Genomic DNA, 15,928 nt, shown 5'->3' on the forward strand with positions numbered 1-15,928 from the left:
GCCGATCAGCTTGCCGATCGCGCCGTCCGAGATCTCGGGATGGTTGCGGATGATCCAGGCGATGCCGTCGGGCTTGTCCTGGCGCTTGCTCACCGGGGTGTAGCGCGGGCCCTTGGTGCGGCGGACCTGCTCGGGGCCCTTGCTCATCTTGAGGCGATAATCGGGATCGGCCTGGCCCTTCTCGATCTCCTCCATCGTCAGCTCGTGCGCGCGGACGGGATCGCGGCCGGTCAGCTTGGTCGCGGCGGTATCGTCCGCGATCGCCTGCACTTCCAGGATGTGCAGGCCGCAGAACTCGGCGATCTGCTCGAACGAGAGCGCGGTGTTGTCGACCAGCCAGGAAGCGGTCGCATGCGGCATGAGCGGCTGGGCCACGTCAAAGTCTCCAGAAACAATAAGGGCCGCCCTCACCGGGCGGCCGTCCATGCTGCCCGATTTAGGCGGGTGCGGCCTCGGAGGCAAGCGTCTTGGGGCTTGTCGCGGCTGCCATATGCCCGAAACTTGCGGCACGCATTGCACGACCCTAGGGTTGCGCGGGGTGCCCCCGCGGGGCGCACCGGCCCAGACAGAGAGGAATTTGCATGAAACGAATCGTTCTTCCCCTCGCCGCGGTTGCTGCGCTCGGCCTCGCCGCGTGCAGCGAAAACGCGCAGAACGAAACCGCCCAGGCCGCGAACGCGATCGCCGCGGACGCCAACGCCACCATGACCGAGGGCGCGCAGGACGTCGAAGCCGCCACCGACAGCGCGCTCGGCGCCGCCGAGAACGCCGCCGACGGCCTCGGCAATGCGATCGATTCCGGGGTCGAGAAGGCCGGCAACGCCGCCGACGCTGCGGGCGACGAACTCAAGAAGTGATCCGTTGCGGGGCCGCCCGCCGCGGCGGCCCCCCTTCCACCCCCATTTCCGACAGGGTGCCGTGATGCGCGCGATCCTCCTGCTCCCGCTGGCGCTGCTCGCGGCCTGCAACTCGGCCGACGAGTCCACCGGCGTCAGCGCCGACGAGGCCGCGCAGCTCAACGCCGCCGCCGACATGCTCGACATCAACGCCAGCGATCCCGATATGTCCGCCAACGCGCCCCCGGCGAAGGAGTAAGGCGATGCGCCAGCTCGGCGTTACCGACATCAAGACGCCGCCGATGGTGTTCGGCGGCAACGTCTTCGGCTGGACCGCCGATCGCGAGACGAGCTTCGCGCTGCTCGACCGCTTCGCCGGCGCCGGCGGGACCTTGGTCGACACCGCCGACGTCTATTCCAACTGGGTGCCCGGCCATCAGGGCGGCGAATCCGAGACGGTGATCGGTGCATGGATGCGCGAAACCGGCAAGCGTATCGGCATCGCGACCAAGGTCGGCTTCGCCCCCGATCGCGGCGGCCACCTCGATCCGGCGCATATCGCCGCCGCCTGCGACGCTTCGCTCCAGCGCCTCGGGGTCGAGACGATCGACCTCTATTATGCGCACCAGGACGACGAGAAGGTGCCGCAGGCGGATGTCCTCGCCGCCTTCCAGAAGCTGATCGACGCCGGCAAGGTGCGCCACGTCGCCGCCTCCAACTTCTCCGCCGCGCGGCTCAAATCGGCGCTCGATCTCGCCGCACGCGAGGGGCTGCCGCACTACCGCGCGCTCCAGCCCGAGTACAACCTCGTCAACCGCCACCGCTTCGAGGGCGAACTCCAGGACCTGTGCGTCCAGCACAATCTCGGCGTGCTGCCCTATTTCAGCCTCGCCGCGGGCTTCCTCACCGGCAAATACCGCAGCAAGGCCGATCTCGGCAAAAGCGTGCGCGGCGGCCGCATGGACGAGTTGCTCGAAGGCAAGGGCGGCCAGGTGCTCGCCGCGATGGACACGGTCGCGGCCGAGACCGGCGCCACCCTCTCGCAAGTCGCGCTCGCCTGGCTCGCCGCGCAGCCGGGCGTCACCGCGCCGATCGCCAGCGCCACCAGCATCGCCCAGCTCGACGAGCTCATCGCGGGCTGGGACCTCGAACTGACCAGGGACCAGCTCGACCGGCTCACCGCTGCAGGAGCGTGAAATGGAGCACGTCGCCGATTATCGGGAAAAGGGCTATGCGGTCGTCCGCGGCCTGTTCGCCCGCGACGAGATCGCCGCGATCGCCGCCGCCACCGACCAGATCCATCGCGAGGGCGAGGCGCACGGCCGCAGCTTCCGCCACGGCAACCTCTTCTACAAGCTGACCCCGGACGCCGACGGGCAGCAGCTGGTACGCATGATCCAGTGGCCTTCCTATCACCAGCCGCTGCTCGACGCCGTCCGCCTCGACCGCCGCTTCGCCGAAATCCTCGCGCCGCTGATCGGCGGCGACCTCAAGCAGATCATCAACCAGGTGCACTGGAAGGCGCCCGGCTCACGCGGCGACTTCGCCTGGCACCAGGATTCGCGCTTCCGCAAGCCCGACGACGCTTACCGCAATCTTGGCGAGAGCTATGTCCAGACCGGCCTCGCGATCGACCCGCACACGCCCGAGAGCGGCGCGATGCGCTTCATCCCCGGCAGCCACCGCGCCGGCCAGCTCGGGCTCGACACCGAGGCCGAGGTGCTCGGCACCGAGATGAGCGACGAGGCCTTGGTCGGGGCGGGGATCGACCCGGGAAACGTCGTCGACCTGATTCTCGAGCCCGGCGATCTCGCCTTGTGGCACCCGCATCTCGTCCATGGCTCGGGCCGCAACAGGGCCGATCACCAGCGCCGCCTCTACATCAACGGCTATGTCCGCGCCGCCGACTGCGACCGCGGCGAATGGGCGTTCCGCGGCGGCGAGCCGGTCCCGCTCGGCCCCGAACCCGCGCTCGTCCATTATGAGGAGCTGCGCGAACGCCCCGAGCCGCATTATGTCTAGGCAAATCGCACGGAGCTGACCGCCGGCGGGAACGGCCGCTGCGCTGCCCCGTTTTTCGCCGCATGCACGCGGCCCTCTCCCCGCCCCGCTGGCCCGAACGTCTCTGGCTCGTCCGCCACGGCCAGAGCGCCGGCAACGTCGCGCGGGATCTTGCGCACGAGCGGGGTGCGCATCGCATCGGCCTCGACGTCCGTGATGTCGACGTGCCGCTGTCCGAACTCGGCGAACGCCAGGCCGATGCGCTCGGCCGCTGGTTCGCGCGCGGTGCGGCGGGCGCGCTGCCCGACGTCATCCTCTGCTCCCCCTACCTCCGGGCGCGCGAGACCGCGCGCCGCTTCCGCGATGCCGGCGGCGCCGATCCGGACGAGGCGATCTGCGCCGACGAACGGCTGCGCGAGAAGGAGTTCGGCATCCTCGACGGCCTGACCACCGCCGGCATCCGCGCAACCGAGCCCGAACAGGCCGAATTCCGCCGCCTGCTCGGCAAATTCTATCACCGCCCGCCCGGCGGGGAGAGCTGGTGCGACGTGATCTTCCGCCTGCGCGCGCTGCTCGACACCGTCTCGCTCCACTATCGCGGGCGCCGGGTGATGATCGTCGCGCATCAGGTGGTGGTGCTGTGCATGCGCTACATCGTCGAGAATCTGAGCGAGGCCGAGATCCTGGCGATCGACAAGGCCGGCGACGTCGCCAACTGCTCGGTCACCGAATATCGCTACGATTCTTCGGCCGGGAAGGACGGCGGCCTCACGCTGGTGCGCTACAACGAGACCGCCCCGGTCGAGGATGCGCCCGATGTCGAGGTCACCCGCGCCCCCGACGCGATGGTGGCGGCGCGCGGATGACCCCGCTCGATTCGGCGTGGCTCGCCGCGCATCCCCTGCCGCAACCCGGACCCGATACCGACAAGAATGCGCGCGGTCGCGTGCTCGCGGTCGGCGGGTCCGAGAAGGTGCCGGGCGCACTGCGCATCACCGGCGAGGCGGCGTTGCGCGCGGGCGCGGGCAAGCTCCAGCTCGCCACACCCGAACGCGTCGCGCTGCAGCTGGGCCTGCACGTTCCCGAAGCCGCGGTGTTTCCAATGCCGGTCAACGATGCGGGCGAGCTCGCCGAAGCCTGTGGCGACCGGGTCGCCGAGCTGCTCGGCCGCTGCGACGCGGCGGTTGTCGGCCCCGGCATGGGCGCCGGCTGCCCGGCCCGGACGATTCTCGAACCTGTGCTCGCCCGCCCCAGCACCGAGCTCACCCTCGTGCTCGACGCCGCCGCGATCGCCGCCGCCTCGCAGCTCGCGGAAGCCGTTCGGGCGCATGATGGCCGTATCGTCCTGACCCCGCATCCCGGCGAGATGGCCAGGCTGATGGATTGTGACGAAGCCCGCGTCGCCGACGATCCCGCCGCCGTCGCACGCGAGGCGGCGGACCGCTTCGCCGCGACGATCGTGCTGAAGGGCCCGGAGACCCGCATCGCCTGCCCCGGCGAGGATATGCTGCGCTATTCCGGCGGCGGCCCAGGCCTCGCCACCGGCGGCTCGGGCGACGCGTTGGCCGGCATCATCGCAGGATTGCTCGCGCGTGGCGCCCACCCGCACATCGCCGCCGCCTGGGGCGTCTGGCTGCACGGCGAGGCCGGCCGCCGCCTCGCCGAACGGGTCGGCCCGCTCGGTTTTCTCGGCCGCGAGTTGCCCGCCGAGATTCCCGCCCTCCTCGGCGCCGCCCGCTGATCCCGTTGCCAGCGCCGCGCCGCGCCCTAAGATGCGCCGATGCGCTTCCGTCAGCTCGAAGTCTTCCACGCCGTCTACCACCATGGCTCGATCAGCGCCGCGGCGCGCGCGCTCGGCGTGTCGCAACCCTCGGTGTCCAAGACGCTGCACCATGCCGAGGACAATCTCGGCTTCCCACTGTTCCAGCTCTCGCGCGGCCGCCTCATCCCGACCGATGAGGCGCATGCGCTGATGCGCGAGGCCGGCGACCTGTTCGAGCGGCTCGGCACGCTGCAGCAGACCGCGCGCAACCTCTCCCAGGCGGGCGGCGGGCACATCCGCCTCGGTATCGTCCCCAGCCTCGCGCTCGACATCGTGCCCCAGGCGATGGCGCAGTTCCGCCGCGAATCGCCGCGCGTCACCTTCGAGGTGCACACCCATCACCATGACGACCTCGTCCGCTCGCTGATCGAGCGCGAGATCGACCTCGCCATCGCCTACACGCCGCCACCGCACCCGCGCCTCAGCCGCCAGGTGCTGGCCGAGGGCGAGCTCGTCGTGCTGTTCCCCGAGGGGATGTTCGGTCCGCTCGGGCCCCGCTTCCCGCTCGACGCGCTCGCCGACCGCGACGTGATCGGCGTCGCCGCCGCCGGCCCGATCGGCGACGTGATCACCCGCGCCGCGCGCGAGCGCGGCATCGCCTTTCGCGAGACGGTGTCGGTGCAGACCTTCTTCATCGCCGCGCGCCTCGCCCAGCTCGAGGAGGGCGTCACGGTGATCGACGAGTTCACCGCGCGCGCCTGGGCCGCGCCCGGCTTCAAATGGCTGCCGACCGATCCGCCGCTGCGCTTCACCATCTCCTGGGCGACGCTGGAGGAGCGCCAGCCATCGCGCGTCGCACGGCAATTCCTGCGCACGCTCGAGGCAACTCTGAGCGAAACCCGTGCCCGTGCATAACCTGCGGCTATAACGCGCATACGAAAACCATATTTTTCGACCCCCGTTCGAACGATAATTTCCGTCAGTCCGCAAACTGGCGGACGGGGGGAGATATCGACTGAGCACCGCATTCGTCCCGTTGCCGCACGCGCTGCGCCGCTGATGCCCAGGGAGGAGATCATCGTCGTCGGCGCGGGCGTGGTCGGCATGGCGACCGCGCTCACCCTCGCCGATCGCGGGCATCGCGTGACGGTGGTGGATTCGGCGCGCGGCCCCGGCCTCGGCGCGTCCTTCGCCAATGGCGCGCAGCTGAGCTATGCCTATACCGACGCGCTGGCGAGCCCGGCGACGCTGCCGCAGATCCCGCGCATGCTGCTCGGGCTCGATTCGGCGCTGCGCTTCCACCTGCGGCTCGACTTCGATCTGCTGCGCTGGAGCATCGCCTTCCTGCGCAACTGCGGCGCCGCGCGGTTCCGCCGCAACACGCTCGACGGCCTCGCGCTCGCCGCCGAATCGCGCCGCGCGCTGGAGGCACTGAGCGCGCGCCACGGCCTCGACTATGGCCATGCCGTCCCCGGCAAGATCCATATCTACCGCACCGCCAGGTCGTTCGCCGCCGCGCAGGCGATGGTCGCACTCAAACAAGCCGGCGGCGCGGTCCAGACGCTGCTCGATCCCGACCAGGCGGTCGCGCTCGAGCCCATGCTCGCACCCGTGCGCGACGCGATCGTCGGCGCGCTCCACACCGCTGACGAAGCGGTCGGCGATCCGCACCGTTTCTGCACCGGCGCGCACGACGCATTGCTGCGCGCGGGCGGCAGCTCGCTGTTCGGCACCGCGGTCGACCGGATCGAGGCGAGCGGCGCCAAGCCCGCGATCGTCACCGCCGAGGGCAGCCGCGTACCGGCGGACCGCATCATCCTCTCGGCCGGGGTCGGAGCCCCGCGGCTCGCCCGCCGGCTCGGCGTGCACCTGCCGATCCAGCCGATGAAAGGCTATTCGATCACGACCCTGCCCGGCCCCGCCGCACCCGCCGCGAGCATCACCGATGTCGCCAACCGCGTGGTCTTCGCACGGCTCGGCAACCGCATGCGCATCGCCGGGCTTGCCGAACTCGGCAATCGCGACATAGGCGTGGACCCCAGGCGGTTGCGCGCGCTGGTCGACAGCGCGCGCGCCGCGCTGCCGGCGGCGGCGGACTATGAGAAGATCGAATCGAGCTGGGCCGGGCTACGCCCGATGACGCCGAATTCGTTGCCGGTCATCCGCGGCATCGCGCGCGGGGTGATTGCCAATACCGGGCATGGCGGGCTCGGCTGGACCTATGCTGCAGGGTCGGCCGAACGCGTCGCGCGGATCATCGAGGGGACAGCCTGACGGCGCATCAGACGCCGCAGACGCAACGGGACATCAGGGAAGGGGTAACATCATGAAAAGTGCAATCCGCATCGCCGGGCTGATGGGCGGCATCTCGCTGCTCGCCACCGCCAGCGCCGCGCTGGCGCAAGACGCGCCGGTCGCCGACTCGCCGCAGACCGCCGCCGACATCGCCGCGCAGGAGGCCGGGCAGGGCGAGGAAGTCGTCGTCATCGGCTCGCAGATCAAGGGCGCCGACGTCGCCGGCGCGCTTCCCGTCACCGTGCTCAACGAGGACGACATCGCCGCCACCGCCGCGACCAGCGGCGACGAGCTGTTCCGTTCGATCCCCCAGGCCGGCGACGTCGCCTTCAACGAGAGCCGCGACGCGGGCGGCATCAACGACGCGCGCGGCGACACCGCCTCGATCAACCTGCGCGCGCTCGGCACCGGCAACACGCTGGTGCTGCTGAACGGCCGCCGCATGGTCCTCCACCCCGGCACGCAGAGCGAGAACCTCGTGCCGGTGCAGAGCGTCAACACCAACGCCATCCCGGTGCTCGGCGTCCGCCGGGTCGAGGTGCTGCTCGACGGCGCCGCCGCGATCTACGGCTCGGACGCGGTCGCGGGCGTGGTCAACACCGTGCTCAAGGACAATTTCAAGGGGCTGCGCGCCACCGGCGAGCTCGCCTTCACCGAGGATTCGGGCCAGATCGAGACCGAGTTCGCGTTCGAGGCGGGCCATAGCTTCAACGGCGGCAAGTCGAACATCTCGCTGTTCGGCTCGTACAACCATCGCGACCCGCTCTATGCGCGTGAGCGCCGCAACTCGCGCTCGGCCGACATGCGCCCGCTGGTCGCGGGCACGCCGTTCGAGGGCGACAGCGATTTCGACAACCGCTCCAGCGACACGATCTGGTCCGAGTTCCGCCGGCTGACCAACAGCTATGCGCCCTCCACCACCGGCGCCTCGGTCAACGGCGTCTCGCTGACCGGCACCACGGGCGAGAATGCCGGCTATTTCCACATCCAGCCTTCGACCAACCCCAGCTGCGTCGCGCCCACGCCTTATGCGGGCACATGCTGGGACAACAGCATCCTTTCGACCACCACGGCCGACAACAATCTGCGCTACGACATCAACGACGTCCGCACCATCATGGGCCGCAATGACCGGCTCAACCTGTTCGGCTTCTTCAACCACGAATTCGACAGTGGCCTCGAATTCTTCGCGGAGGCCGGCTGGTATCGCGCCGATTACGAGTCGGTGCGCGAGCAGGATACGGCGCTCGCGACTCAGCGGCTGATTGTTCCGGCCAACGGCTATTACAACCCGTTCGGGCCGGTCGGCAGCGCTTATCGGATCCCCGGCCTCACCGGCGTGCTCAACGCCGGCGTTCCGCTCGAGCTGATCGACTATCGCCCGGTCGACGCCGGCCCGCTCGTCGTCAACGTGCGCAACGATACGATGCGCTTCCTCGGCGGTTTCCGCGGCAAGGTCTTCGGCTTCGATTTCGACAGCGCCGCGCTTTATTCGCGCGCTCGCACCCGCGACAGCATGCATACGGTCAGCCTGACCAAGTTCCAGGAGGCGCTCTCGCGCACCGACGCCAGCGCCTACAATCCATTCAACGGCGGCGATCCGCTCGATCCCGGCCGCCGCGATTCCACGCCTAATCCGCAAAGCGTGATCGACAGCTTCATGGTCGATGTCGCTCGCATCAGCACCTCCGAGCTGGCGATGGCCGATTTCAAGCTCAGCAAGAACGACCTGTTTACGCTGCCCGGCGGCCGCGTCGGCATGGCGGCGGGGGTCGAGTTCCGGCACGAATCCTTCTTCGACGATCGCGATCCACGGCTCGACGGCACGATCTCCTTCACCGCGCTGGATGGCTCGAACACCGGCAGCGACACGATGGGCGCCAGCCCCACGCCGGACAGCGGCGGCAGCCGCAACGTCTTCTCGGGCTATCTCGAATTCGCGGTGCCGCTGGTCGCGCCGGAGATGAACGTACCGCTGATCCGCTCGCTCGACCTGCAGCTCGCGGGTCGCGCCGAATCCTATGAAGGCTTCGGGACGGTCGCCAAGCCTAAGGTCGCGGTCTCTTGGTATCCCTTCGCCAATTTCCAGCTGCGCGGTTCCTGGTCGCAGGGCTTCCGCGCGCCCAACCTGCCGCAATTGTTCGAAAACGGCATCCAGCGTTCGAACGGCCGCACCGACTGGATCAAGTGCGAGATCGCGTTGCGCAACGGCAGCCTCGGCAATTTCGACGATTGCGCCAGCGCGAGCGTGGTCAGCAACCGATCGGGCAGCCGCGACCTCAAGCCCGAGGAATCGGACAATCTCTCGCTCGGCGGCACCTTCCAGCTCAACATGGGCCGCGCCGGCCGCCTCACCTTCACCGCCGATTACTGGGAGATCCGGCAGAAGAACGTGATCGGCCTGTTCGGCGATACCAATGCGCTGATCCTCGATTACCTGCTGCGCCTCCAGGGTTCGTCCAACCCCAATGTCGAGCGGCTCGACCCGACCCAGGCGGAGATCGACGCCGCCGCCGGCACCGGCATCGCTCCGGTCGGGCGCATCGTGCAGGTGGTCGACAATTACATGAACCTCACGCCGCGCAGCGTGCGCGGCTATGATCTCGGCGTCTATTACCAGGTCAAGGATACCGGCATTGGCGACTTCAGCGCGCGGATCAACGCCGCCCGCCTGCTCGAATTCTATCAGGTTCCCAACGAAACGGTGCAGTCGCTGATCGACGCGCAACAGGCGGGCACGATCGACAGCTTCATCACCATCGTCGGTGCCGAAAGCCTGGTCGAGCAGAATGGCCGCCCCAAATGGCGCGGTTCGGCGAGCCTCACCTGGCGCTACAACGGCTTCGGCCTCGGCTATTATGCCAGCTATACCGGAGCGGTGTACGACACCTCGGCTGCGCTGGGGAACGGCACGCGGTGGCGGGTTGACGACTATCTCACCCACAGCCTCTACGCGCAGTATGAGGTCGATGGTGGCCCGATGGACAACCTGCGGCTGCGCGTCGGCGCGCGGAACCTGTTCAACACGCTCGCCCCGATCGCCGACAATTCCAACGGCTATATCGGCGATCTCTACTCCAACCGCGGCCGCCAGATCTATTTCTCGGTGAGCAAGCGTTTCTGAGCCACGTCTCCTGCCCCCGCGCCGATGCCTGGCGCGGGGGCGGGCTTTTTCCAGCGCGTCGCGCTTCGCGATCCGCCCGTGATGACCTAGGCTCGCGCACGTCCCGCGCTCAGCCGCACCTTATTCAAGCCGGAGCCGCCCGATGACCGAGACGACCGCCCCCGCGCAGACCGAGTCCCCCGCCCGAAGCCGTCCGCTGGGCCGTGCGCTCGGCTGGTGGTTCGGCATCGCGCTGTGGAAGCGCATCCTCGGCGCGCTCGTGCTCGGCGCGGTCGCCGGCCTCGCCTGGGGCGAAGGCGCGACCTCGATCGGCTGGATCGGCGAGCTGTTCGTGCGGCTGATCCGCATGCTCGTCGTGCCGCTCGTCTTCCTCACCATCGCCGCCGGCGTCGCCGCGCTCGCCGACCCCAAGCGGCTCGGCAGCATCGGCGTGAAGACGCTGGCGATGTACGTCTTCACCACCGCGCTCGCGGTCACCACCGGCCTTGGCGTCGCGACGCTGATCGGCCCCGGCATCGGCGCGACCTTCGCCGATGCGGTGCCGCGCGCGATGGGCACCCCGCCCGACACCGCGCGGATGTTCATGGAGATCATCCCCGACAATCCCGTCGCGGCGATGGCCAACGGCCAGACGCTGTCGGTGATCTTCTTCGCGATCCTGGTCGGCGCTGGCGTGATCGCCGCCGGCAAGGGCGCCGAGCCGGTGCGCCAGTTCCTCAACGGCGCGTCGGAGGTGATGCTCAGGATCGTCGGCTTCGTGATGGAGACGGCGCCGTTCGGCGTGTTCGCCCTCATCGCCGTGGTCATGGGCACCAGCGGCCCGGCGAGCTTCCTCGCGGTGCTCAAGCTCGCGATCTGCGTGGTCGTGGGCTCGGCGATCGTCACGCTGCTGATCCACGGGCTGGTCGTCGTGCGGCTGATGGCATGGCTGTCGCCCTTGCCCTTCTTCCGCGGCATCGCCGACGCGATCATGGTCGGCTTCTCGACCTCGTCGAGCTCCGCCACCCTGCCCGTCGCGATCCGCGTCGCCGAGCGCAACCTCGGCATCTCCAAGCCGGTCGCCTCGACCGTGCTCCCGCTCGGCGCGACGATCGGGATGGACGGTGCGGCGATGTATGTTGCGATGCTCACCCTGTTCGCAGCGCAGGCGTTCGGCGTCGACTTGAGCTGGGCCGACTATGCGGTGATCGCCGCGACCACGACGATCGTCGCGATGGGCGTCGCGCCGGTGCCGTCGGGCTCGCTGTTCGTGCTCGCTGCGGTGCTCCACGCGATCGGCATCACCCCCGAGCAGACCGCGCTCGTCGTCGGCTTCGTGTTGCCGTTCGACCGCATCCTCGACATGACCCGCACCATCCCCAACGTCACCTCCGACCTCGCCATCGCCACCGCGGTCGCGCGCTGGGAGAAGGAGATGGACGTGGACGTCTACAACTCCGCCAACGACGTGTGAGGCTTCCACCGATGATCCTGCGCAAGCTCGTCTTTGCCGTCTCGGCGCTCGCCCTCGCGCTGCCGCTGCCCGTCGCGGCGCAGAGCCGCCACCTCCTCGAATATCCTTCGATCCACTCGCCCGTCGTCGGTACGCGCGGGATGATCGTCTCGCAGAACGCCATCGCCAGCGAGGTCGGCGCGCAGATCCTGCGCGACGGCGGCAATGCGATCGACGCCGCGGTCGCGATCGGCTTCGCGCTCGCCGTCACCTTGCCCCGCGCGGGCAATATCGGCGGCGACGGCTTCATGACCGTCTACGATGCCAGGTCGAAGCAAGTCCGCGTCATCGACTTCCGCGGCATCGCTCCGCGCGCCGCCACCCCCGCGATGTTCGTCGACAACAAGGGCAAGGAGCGCGACATCGCCTCCTACGGCTATCTCGCGCCCGCCGTCCCCGGCACCGTCGCCGGCCTCGAGCACGCCCACCGCAAATGGGGCAAGCTGCCCTGGGCCAAGGTGGTCGAGCCCGCCATCCGCCTCGCCCGCGACGGCGTGAAGCTCAGCGCCGACGAGGCGTTCGTGTTCGGCTGGGGCCGCCAGCGCCTGTCGAACAGCGAGTCGGGCAAGGCGACCTTCTACAAGCTCGACGGCGCCCTCTACGCCAAGGACGAAATCCTCAAGCAGCCCGACCTCGCCTGGACCCTCGCACAGATCGCCGGGGGCGGCGCCAGGGCCTTCTACACCGGCGAAGTCGCCCGCCGGATCGAAGCGGACATGAAGGCGCATGGCGGCCTCATCACCCGCGCCGATCTCGCCGCGTACAAGCCCGTCGAGCGCGATCCGCTGGTCGGCACCTATCGCGGCTATCAGGTCTATACCCCGCCCCCGGCCAGCGCGGGCGGGGCGACCCTGCTCAACATGCTCAACATGCTCGAGCATTACGACCTCAAGCGCATGGGCGCGGGCTCCGCCGCCTCGCTCCATGTGATCGCCGAGGTCTCGAAGCTCGCTTATGTCGATCGCTACCAGTCGCTCGGCGACCCCGCTTTCGTCACCGCGCCGGTCAGGGGCTTCATTTCCAAGGAATATGCCGCCGAGCGCGTCAAGCTGATCGACTTGAACAAGGCGACTCCGGCCCGCACCCTCGCGCCGGGCGACCCGCTCAAGTTCGAAAGCCCCTCGACCACCCATTTCTCGGTGGCGGATGCCGAGGGCAACGCCGTCTCGACCACCTACACGCTCGGCTCGGACTTCGGCTCGGGCGTGATGATCGCCGGCACCGGCATCCTGCTCAACAACCAGATGAACAATTTCAGCCACGAGCAGGCGTGGGAAGCGCAGCGCAAAGGCACGCCCCCGCCGCTCAACGCCATGGCCCCGGGCAAGCGCATGCTTTCGACGATGATGCCGACCCTGGTGTTCAAGGACGGCAAACCGTGGCTGATCGTCGGCACGCCCGGCGGCAGCACGATCATCACCACGATGCTCCAGCTCGTCGTCAACACGATCGACTTCGACCTCAACGTCGACGAGGCGACTCACCAGCCGCGCATCTACCAGGGCACTACCGCTTCGCTGCGCGTCGAGCCCAATTTCAACCCTGACACGGTTGCGGCGCTCAAGGCAAAGGGCCATCGCATCGAGATGGACGAAACCATGGGAAGCGCGCAGTCGATCATGATCACCAACAATCTCTTCCTCGGTGCGGCGGATCCGCGCCGTCCCGGTGCAAAGGCCATCGAACCATGAAGATGACGCTCAAATCCTTCGTCGCCGCGGTCGCGCTCGCCGGGCTCGCCGCCTGCGCGCCGCGCACCGCGCCGCAAGCCGCCGCCCCGGCGCCCGTCGCGCCCGCGGCACCCGCAAGCAAACGCCAGGCGTTCGTCGCCGCGGCGCATCCGCTTGCGGTCGAGGCGGGTCTCGAAGTGCTGCGCCGAGGCGGCTCGGCAGTCGATGCCGCGGTCGCGGTGCAGGCGATGCTGAGCCTGGTCGAGCCGCAGAGCAGCGGCCTCGGCGGCGGTGCGTTCATGACCCGCTACGACGCGAAGACGCGCACCGTCACCGTCTATGACGGCCGCGAGACCGCGCCCGCCGGCGCAACGCCCGACATGCTGCTCGGCCCCGACGGCAAGCCCCTGCCCTTCCCCACCGCGGTCGTCTCGGGCCGTGCCACCGGCGTGCCGGGCGTCGTGCGCATGCTCGCGTTGGCGCACCGGCGCCACGGCTCGCTCGCGTGGAAGGATCTGTTCGGCGACGTCGTCCGCACCGCCGAAAACGGCTTTACCGTGAGCCCCCGCCTCGCGCGCATGATCGCCAGCCGCGCCCCACAGGCTCGCGGCGCCGACGCCGTCGCCTATTTCCGCAACGCGCAGGGCGAGCAGATCAAGGCGGGCGACACCCTCCGCAACCCCGCCTATGCCGCCTTCGTCCGCCGCCTCGCCGCGCAGGGTCCGGACGCGATGTACAGGGGCGAGACCGCCCGCCGCATCGTCGCCCGCCTGCGTCAGGGCGAATATGCCAGCTCGATGACCGAGGCCGACATCGCCGGCTACAAGCCGGTGGTGCGCGAGGCGGTGTGCAACGGCTATCGCGTTTACATCCTCTGCGCCCCGCCCCCGCCTTCCTCGGGCGTCGGCCTGCTCGAGCTGATGGCGCTGATCGAGCGCACCGATATCGGCGCGCGCGGCCCCCACGATCCCGTAGCCTGGGTCAAGTACGCCGAGGCCAGCCGCGTCATGTATGCCGATCGCGACGCCTATGTCGGCGACGTCCCCACCGTCCCGGTCAAGGGCATGCTCGATCCCGCCTATGTCGCCAGCCGCGCCGCGCTGATCGGCGACCGCGCCGGCCCGGCACCGCAGCCCGGCACGCCGCCGGGCGCGGTCGCCGCGCGCATCGACGCCACCCATGAGGTCGCCGGCACCTCGCATTTCATCGTCATCGACGGGGAGGGCAACGCCGTGTCGATGACCACCACGGTCGAGAGCCTGTTCGGCAGCGGCCGGATGGTCGACGGCTTCTTCCTCAACAACCAGATGACCGACTTCTCCTTCGTCCCCGAGGGGCCGAACGCGATCGCGCCCGGCAAGCGCCCGCGCTCGTCGATGGTCCCGACGGTCATCCTCCATCCCGACCGCCGCCTCGCCGGCGCGATCGGCTCGCCCGGCGGCAACGCGATCCTCGCTTATGTATCGAAGGCGCTGCTCGGCATCGTCGAGTGGAACCTGCCCGTCGCCGACGCGATCGCGCTGCCCAACCTCGTCGCGCGCGGCTCCAGCTTCAACGGCGAGGCGGGCAAGTTCGCGCCCCCGCTGCTCGCCGCGATGGCCGAGCGCGGCGTCACCGTCCGCTCGGGCTCGGGCGAGGATTCGGGCCTGCACGGCGTGATGATCCGCGGCGGCCGGTTCGACGGCGGCGCCGATCCGCGCCGCGACGGCGTCGCCCGTTCGATCACCTTGCCCGCGAGGAACTGAGATGCGCCACCTGCTCGCCGCCGCCGCGATCGTCGCCGTCGCCGCGCCCGCCTTCGCGCAGGAGGTGAAGGTCGAGGACGTCGCCTTCCTCAGCCGCGACGGCAAGACGCAGGTGAGGGGCTATCTCTTCAAGCCCGCCAATGCCCCCGCCAAGCTCCCCGCGGTGGTCATGCTCCACGGCCGCGGCGGCGCCTATTCCTCGCTCGCCAAGGGCAGGTACGACGCCTCCACCCTGTCCAGCCGCCACAAGGCGTGGGGCGAGCTGCTCGCGCGCAACGGCTATGCCGCGCTGATGGTCGATGATTTCGGCGCGGTCGGCTATCCCGCGGGCTTCGCCGCCGGCACCTACAAGGACCGGCCCGATGCGGTCGACGAGGTGAACTTCCGCCCGCTCCACGCCTATGGCGCGCTCCGCTTCCTCCAGTCCCGTCCCGACGTGATCGCCAACCGCGTCGCGCTGCTCGGCTGGTCCAACGGCGCCAGCACCACGCTCGCCGCGATGGCCGACGACAAGCCGGGCGACATGCGCAAGATCGGCTTCGCCGCCGGCGTCGCGCTCTACCCCGGCTGCGGCCTCAAGAAGCGCTTCGAGAAGGACGGCTACAAGCCCTACCACCCCGTCCGCGTGTTCATGGGCACCGCCGACGAGGAGGTCTCGCCCAAGCTCTGCCAGACGCTGGTCGCGCGCAGCAAGGCCGCGGGCAACGACATCGACCTGCGCATGTTCGAGGGTGCGACCCACAGCTACGACACGCCGACCAAGTCCCGCCAGTCGGTCGAAGCCAACGCCGCCGCCAAGGCCGCGACCGAGGCGGACGTGCTGGCCTTCCTGGCGACCCGGCTGAAGCCCTGAACAATCCTCCCCCGCCAGGGGGAGGTGGCATGCGCAGCATGACGGAGGGGGAGGAAGCGGGACGCCGGAGTCGTGAGCAGCGTCGCCGTCCTCCCCCCTCCCTCGCCTTCGGCGCCATCCCCCCTTGCGGGCGAGGATTTTCCGCTCCGC

14 protein-coding genes are annotated in these 15,928 nt (G+C 69.6%); 13 read left to right on the top strand and 1 reads right to left on the bottom strand.

Annotation, left to right across the window (positions count from 1 at the left end):
* A partial coding sequence (locus tag ABDV68_RS08360) for a cell cycle transcriptional regulator TrcR (RefSeq protein ID WP_343519362.1) occupies nucleotides 1-375 on the bottom strand: 375 nt, incomplete at its 3' end.
* Nucleotides 376-581: 206 nt separating this feature from the next.
* Between ABDV68_RS08360 and ABDV68_RS08365 the strand changes: the two genes are divergently transcribed.
* The 13 genes from ABDV68_RS08365 (at nucleotide 582) to ABDV68_RS08425 (ending at nucleotide 15,778) form a co-directional block, all read left to right on the top strand.
* Entirely contained in the window at nucleotides 582-857 is a 276-nt protein-coding gene (locus tag ABDV68_RS08365; RefSeq protein WP_343519363.1) for a hypothetical protein, read from the top strand.
* Nucleotides 858-921: 64 nt separating this feature from the next.
* The gene (locus tag ABDV68_RS08370) at nucleotides 922-1,095 is read left to right on the top strand and encodes a hypothetical protein (RefSeq protein ID WP_343519364.1); all 174 of its coding nucleotides are present in this window, start codon (nucleotides 922-924) and stop codon (nucleotides 1,093-1,095) included.
* A gap of 4 nt (nucleotides 1,096-1,099) precedes the next feature.
* A complete protein-coding gene (locus ABDV68_RS08375; RefSeq protein ID WP_343519365.1) occupies nucleotides 1,100-2,032 on the top strand; it encodes an aldo/keto reductase in 933 nt (310 codons plus the stop codon).
* 1 nt (nucleotide 2,033) lies between these two features.
* Nucleotides 2,034-2,858: a phytanoyl-CoA dioxygenase family protein gene (locus ABDV68_RS08380; RefSeq protein ID WP_343519366.1), complete on the top strand. Its 825-nt coding sequence runs from the start codon at nucleotides 2,034-2,036 to the stop codon at nucleotides 2,856-2,858.
* Nucleotides 2,859-2,920: 62 nt separating this feature from the next.
* Nucleotides 2,921-3,703 carry a histidine phosphatase family protein gene (locus ABDV68_RS08385; protein WP_343519367.1) on the top strand — a complete coding sequence of 261 codons (783 nt, stop codon included), beginning with the start codon at nucleotides 2,921-2,923 and terminating at the stop codon, nucleotides 3,701-3,703.
* A complete protein-coding gene (locus ABDV68_RS08390) occupies nucleotides 3,700-4,578 on the top strand; it encodes an NAD(P)H-hydrate dehydratase (RefSeq protein ID WP_343519369.1) in 879 nt (292 codons plus the stop codon). The genes ABDV68_RS08385 and ABDV68_RS08390 overlap by 4 nt, the downstream gene beginning before the upstream one ends.
* Before the next feature lie 39 nt (nucleotides 4,579-4,617).
* Nucleotides 4,618-5,514, top strand: a complete 897-nt coding sequence (locus ABDV68_RS08395) for a LysR family transcriptional regulator (RefSeq protein ID WP_343519371.1) — start codon at nucleotides 4,618-4,620, stop codon at nucleotides 5,512-5,514.
* 144 nt (nucleotides 5,515-5,658) lie between these two features.
* The gene (locus ABDV68_RS08400; RefSeq protein WP_343519372.1) at nucleotides 5,659-6,873 is read left to right on the top strand and encodes an FAD-dependent oxidoreductase; all 1,215 of its coding nucleotides are present in this window, start codon (nucleotides 5,659-5,661) and stop codon (nucleotides 6,871-6,873) included.
* A 52-nt stretch (nucleotides 6,874-6,925) separates the two neighbouring features.
* A complete protein-coding gene (locus tag ABDV68_RS08405; protein WP_343519373.1) occupies nucleotides 6,926-10,018 on the top strand; it encodes a TonB-dependent receptor in 3,093 nt (1,030 codons plus the stop codon).
* A gap of 142 nt (nucleotides 10,019-10,160) precedes the next feature.
* Nucleotides 10,161-11,471 (top strand): dicarboxylate/amino acid:cation symporter, encoded by a 1,311-nt coding sequence (locus ABDV68_RS08410; RefSeq protein WP_343519374.1) that lies wholly within the window; start codon nucleotides 10,161-10,163, stop codon nucleotides 11,469-11,471.
* 11 nt (nucleotides 11,472-11,482) lie between these two features.
* Nucleotides 11,483-13,201, top strand: coding sequence for a gamma-glutamyltransferase (gene ggt, locus ABDV68_RS08415; protein ID WP_343519375.1), 1,719 nt, complete (start codon nucleotides 11,483-11,485; stop codon nucleotides 13,199-13,201).
* Nucleotides 13,198-14,925 (top strand): gamma-glutamyltransferase family protein, encoded by a 1,728-nt coding sequence (locus tag ABDV68_RS08420; RefSeq protein WP_343519376.1) that lies wholly within the window; start codon nucleotides 13,198-13,200, stop codon nucleotides 14,923-14,925. Before ggt ends, ABDV68_RS08420 begins: the two co-directional genes overlap by 4 nt.
* Before the next feature lies 1 nt (nucleotide 14,926).
* Entirely contained in the window at nucleotides 14,927-15,778 is an 852-nt protein-coding gene (locus ABDV68_RS08425) for a dienelactone hydrolase family protein (protein ID WP_343519377.1), read from the top strand.
* Nucleotides 15,779-15,928: the final 150 nt, after the last annotated feature.

The sequence above is a fragment of the Sphingomonas sp. genome (genome assembly GCF_039595165.1).
GTDB lineage: Bacteria > Pseudomonadota > Alphaproteobacteria > Sphingomonadales > Sphingomonadaceae > Sphingomonas.

Bases quoted from the DNA above. Each gene is read 5' to 3' on its own strand.
- ABDV68_RS08365 (WP_343519363.1), top strand. From the start codon at position 582: ATGAAACGAATCGTTCTTCCCCTCGCCGCGGTTGCTGCGCTCGGCCTC.
- ABDV68_RS08370 (WP_343519364.1), top strand. From the start codon at position 922: ATGCGCGCGATCCTCCTGCTCCCGCTGGCGCTGCTCGCGGCCTGCAAC.
- ABDV68_RS08375 (WP_343519365.1), top strand. From the start codon at position 1,100: ATGCGCCAGCTCGGCGTTACCGACATCAAGACGCCGCCGATGGTGTTC.
- ABDV68_RS08380 (WP_343519366.1), top strand. From the start codon at position 2,034: ATGGAGCACGTCGCCGATTATCGGGAAAAGGGCTATGCGGTCGTCCGC.
- ABDV68_RS08385 (WP_343519367.1), top strand. From the start codon at position 2,921: ATGCACGCGGCCCTCTCCCCGCCCCGCTGGCCCGAACGTCTCTGGCTC.
- ABDV68_RS08390 (WP_343519369.1), top strand. From the start codon at position 3,700: ATGACCCCGCTCGATTCGGCGTGGCTCGCCGCGCATCCCCTGCCGCAA.
- ABDV68_RS08395 (WP_343519371.1), top strand. From the start codon at position 4,618: ATGCGCTTCCGTCAGCTCGAAGTCTTCCACGCCGTCTACCACCATGGC.
- ABDV68_RS08400 (WP_343519372.1), top strand. From the start codon at position 5,659: ATGCCCAGGGAGGAGATCATCGTCGTCGGCGCGGGCGTGGTCGGCATG.
- ABDV68_RS08405 (WP_343519373.1), top strand. From the start codon at position 6,926: ATGAAAAGTGCAATCCGCATCGCCGGGCTGATGGGCGGCATCTCGCTG.
- ABDV68_RS08410 (WP_343519374.1), top strand. From the start codon at position 10,161: ATGACCGAGACGACCGCCCCCGCGCAGACCGAGTCCCCCGCCCGAAGC.
- ggt (WP_343519375.1), top strand. From the start codon at position 11,483: ATGATCCTGCGCAAGCTCGTCTTTGCCGTCTCGGCGCTCGCCCTCGCG.
- ABDV68_RS08420 (WP_343519376.1), top strand. From the start codon at position 13,198: ATGAAGATGACGCTCAAATCCTTCGTCGCCGCGGTCGCGCTCGCCGGG.
- ABDV68_RS08425 (WP_343519377.1), top strand. From the start codon at position 14,927: ATGCGCCACCTGCTCGCCGCCGCCGCGATCGTCGCCGTCGCCGCGCCC.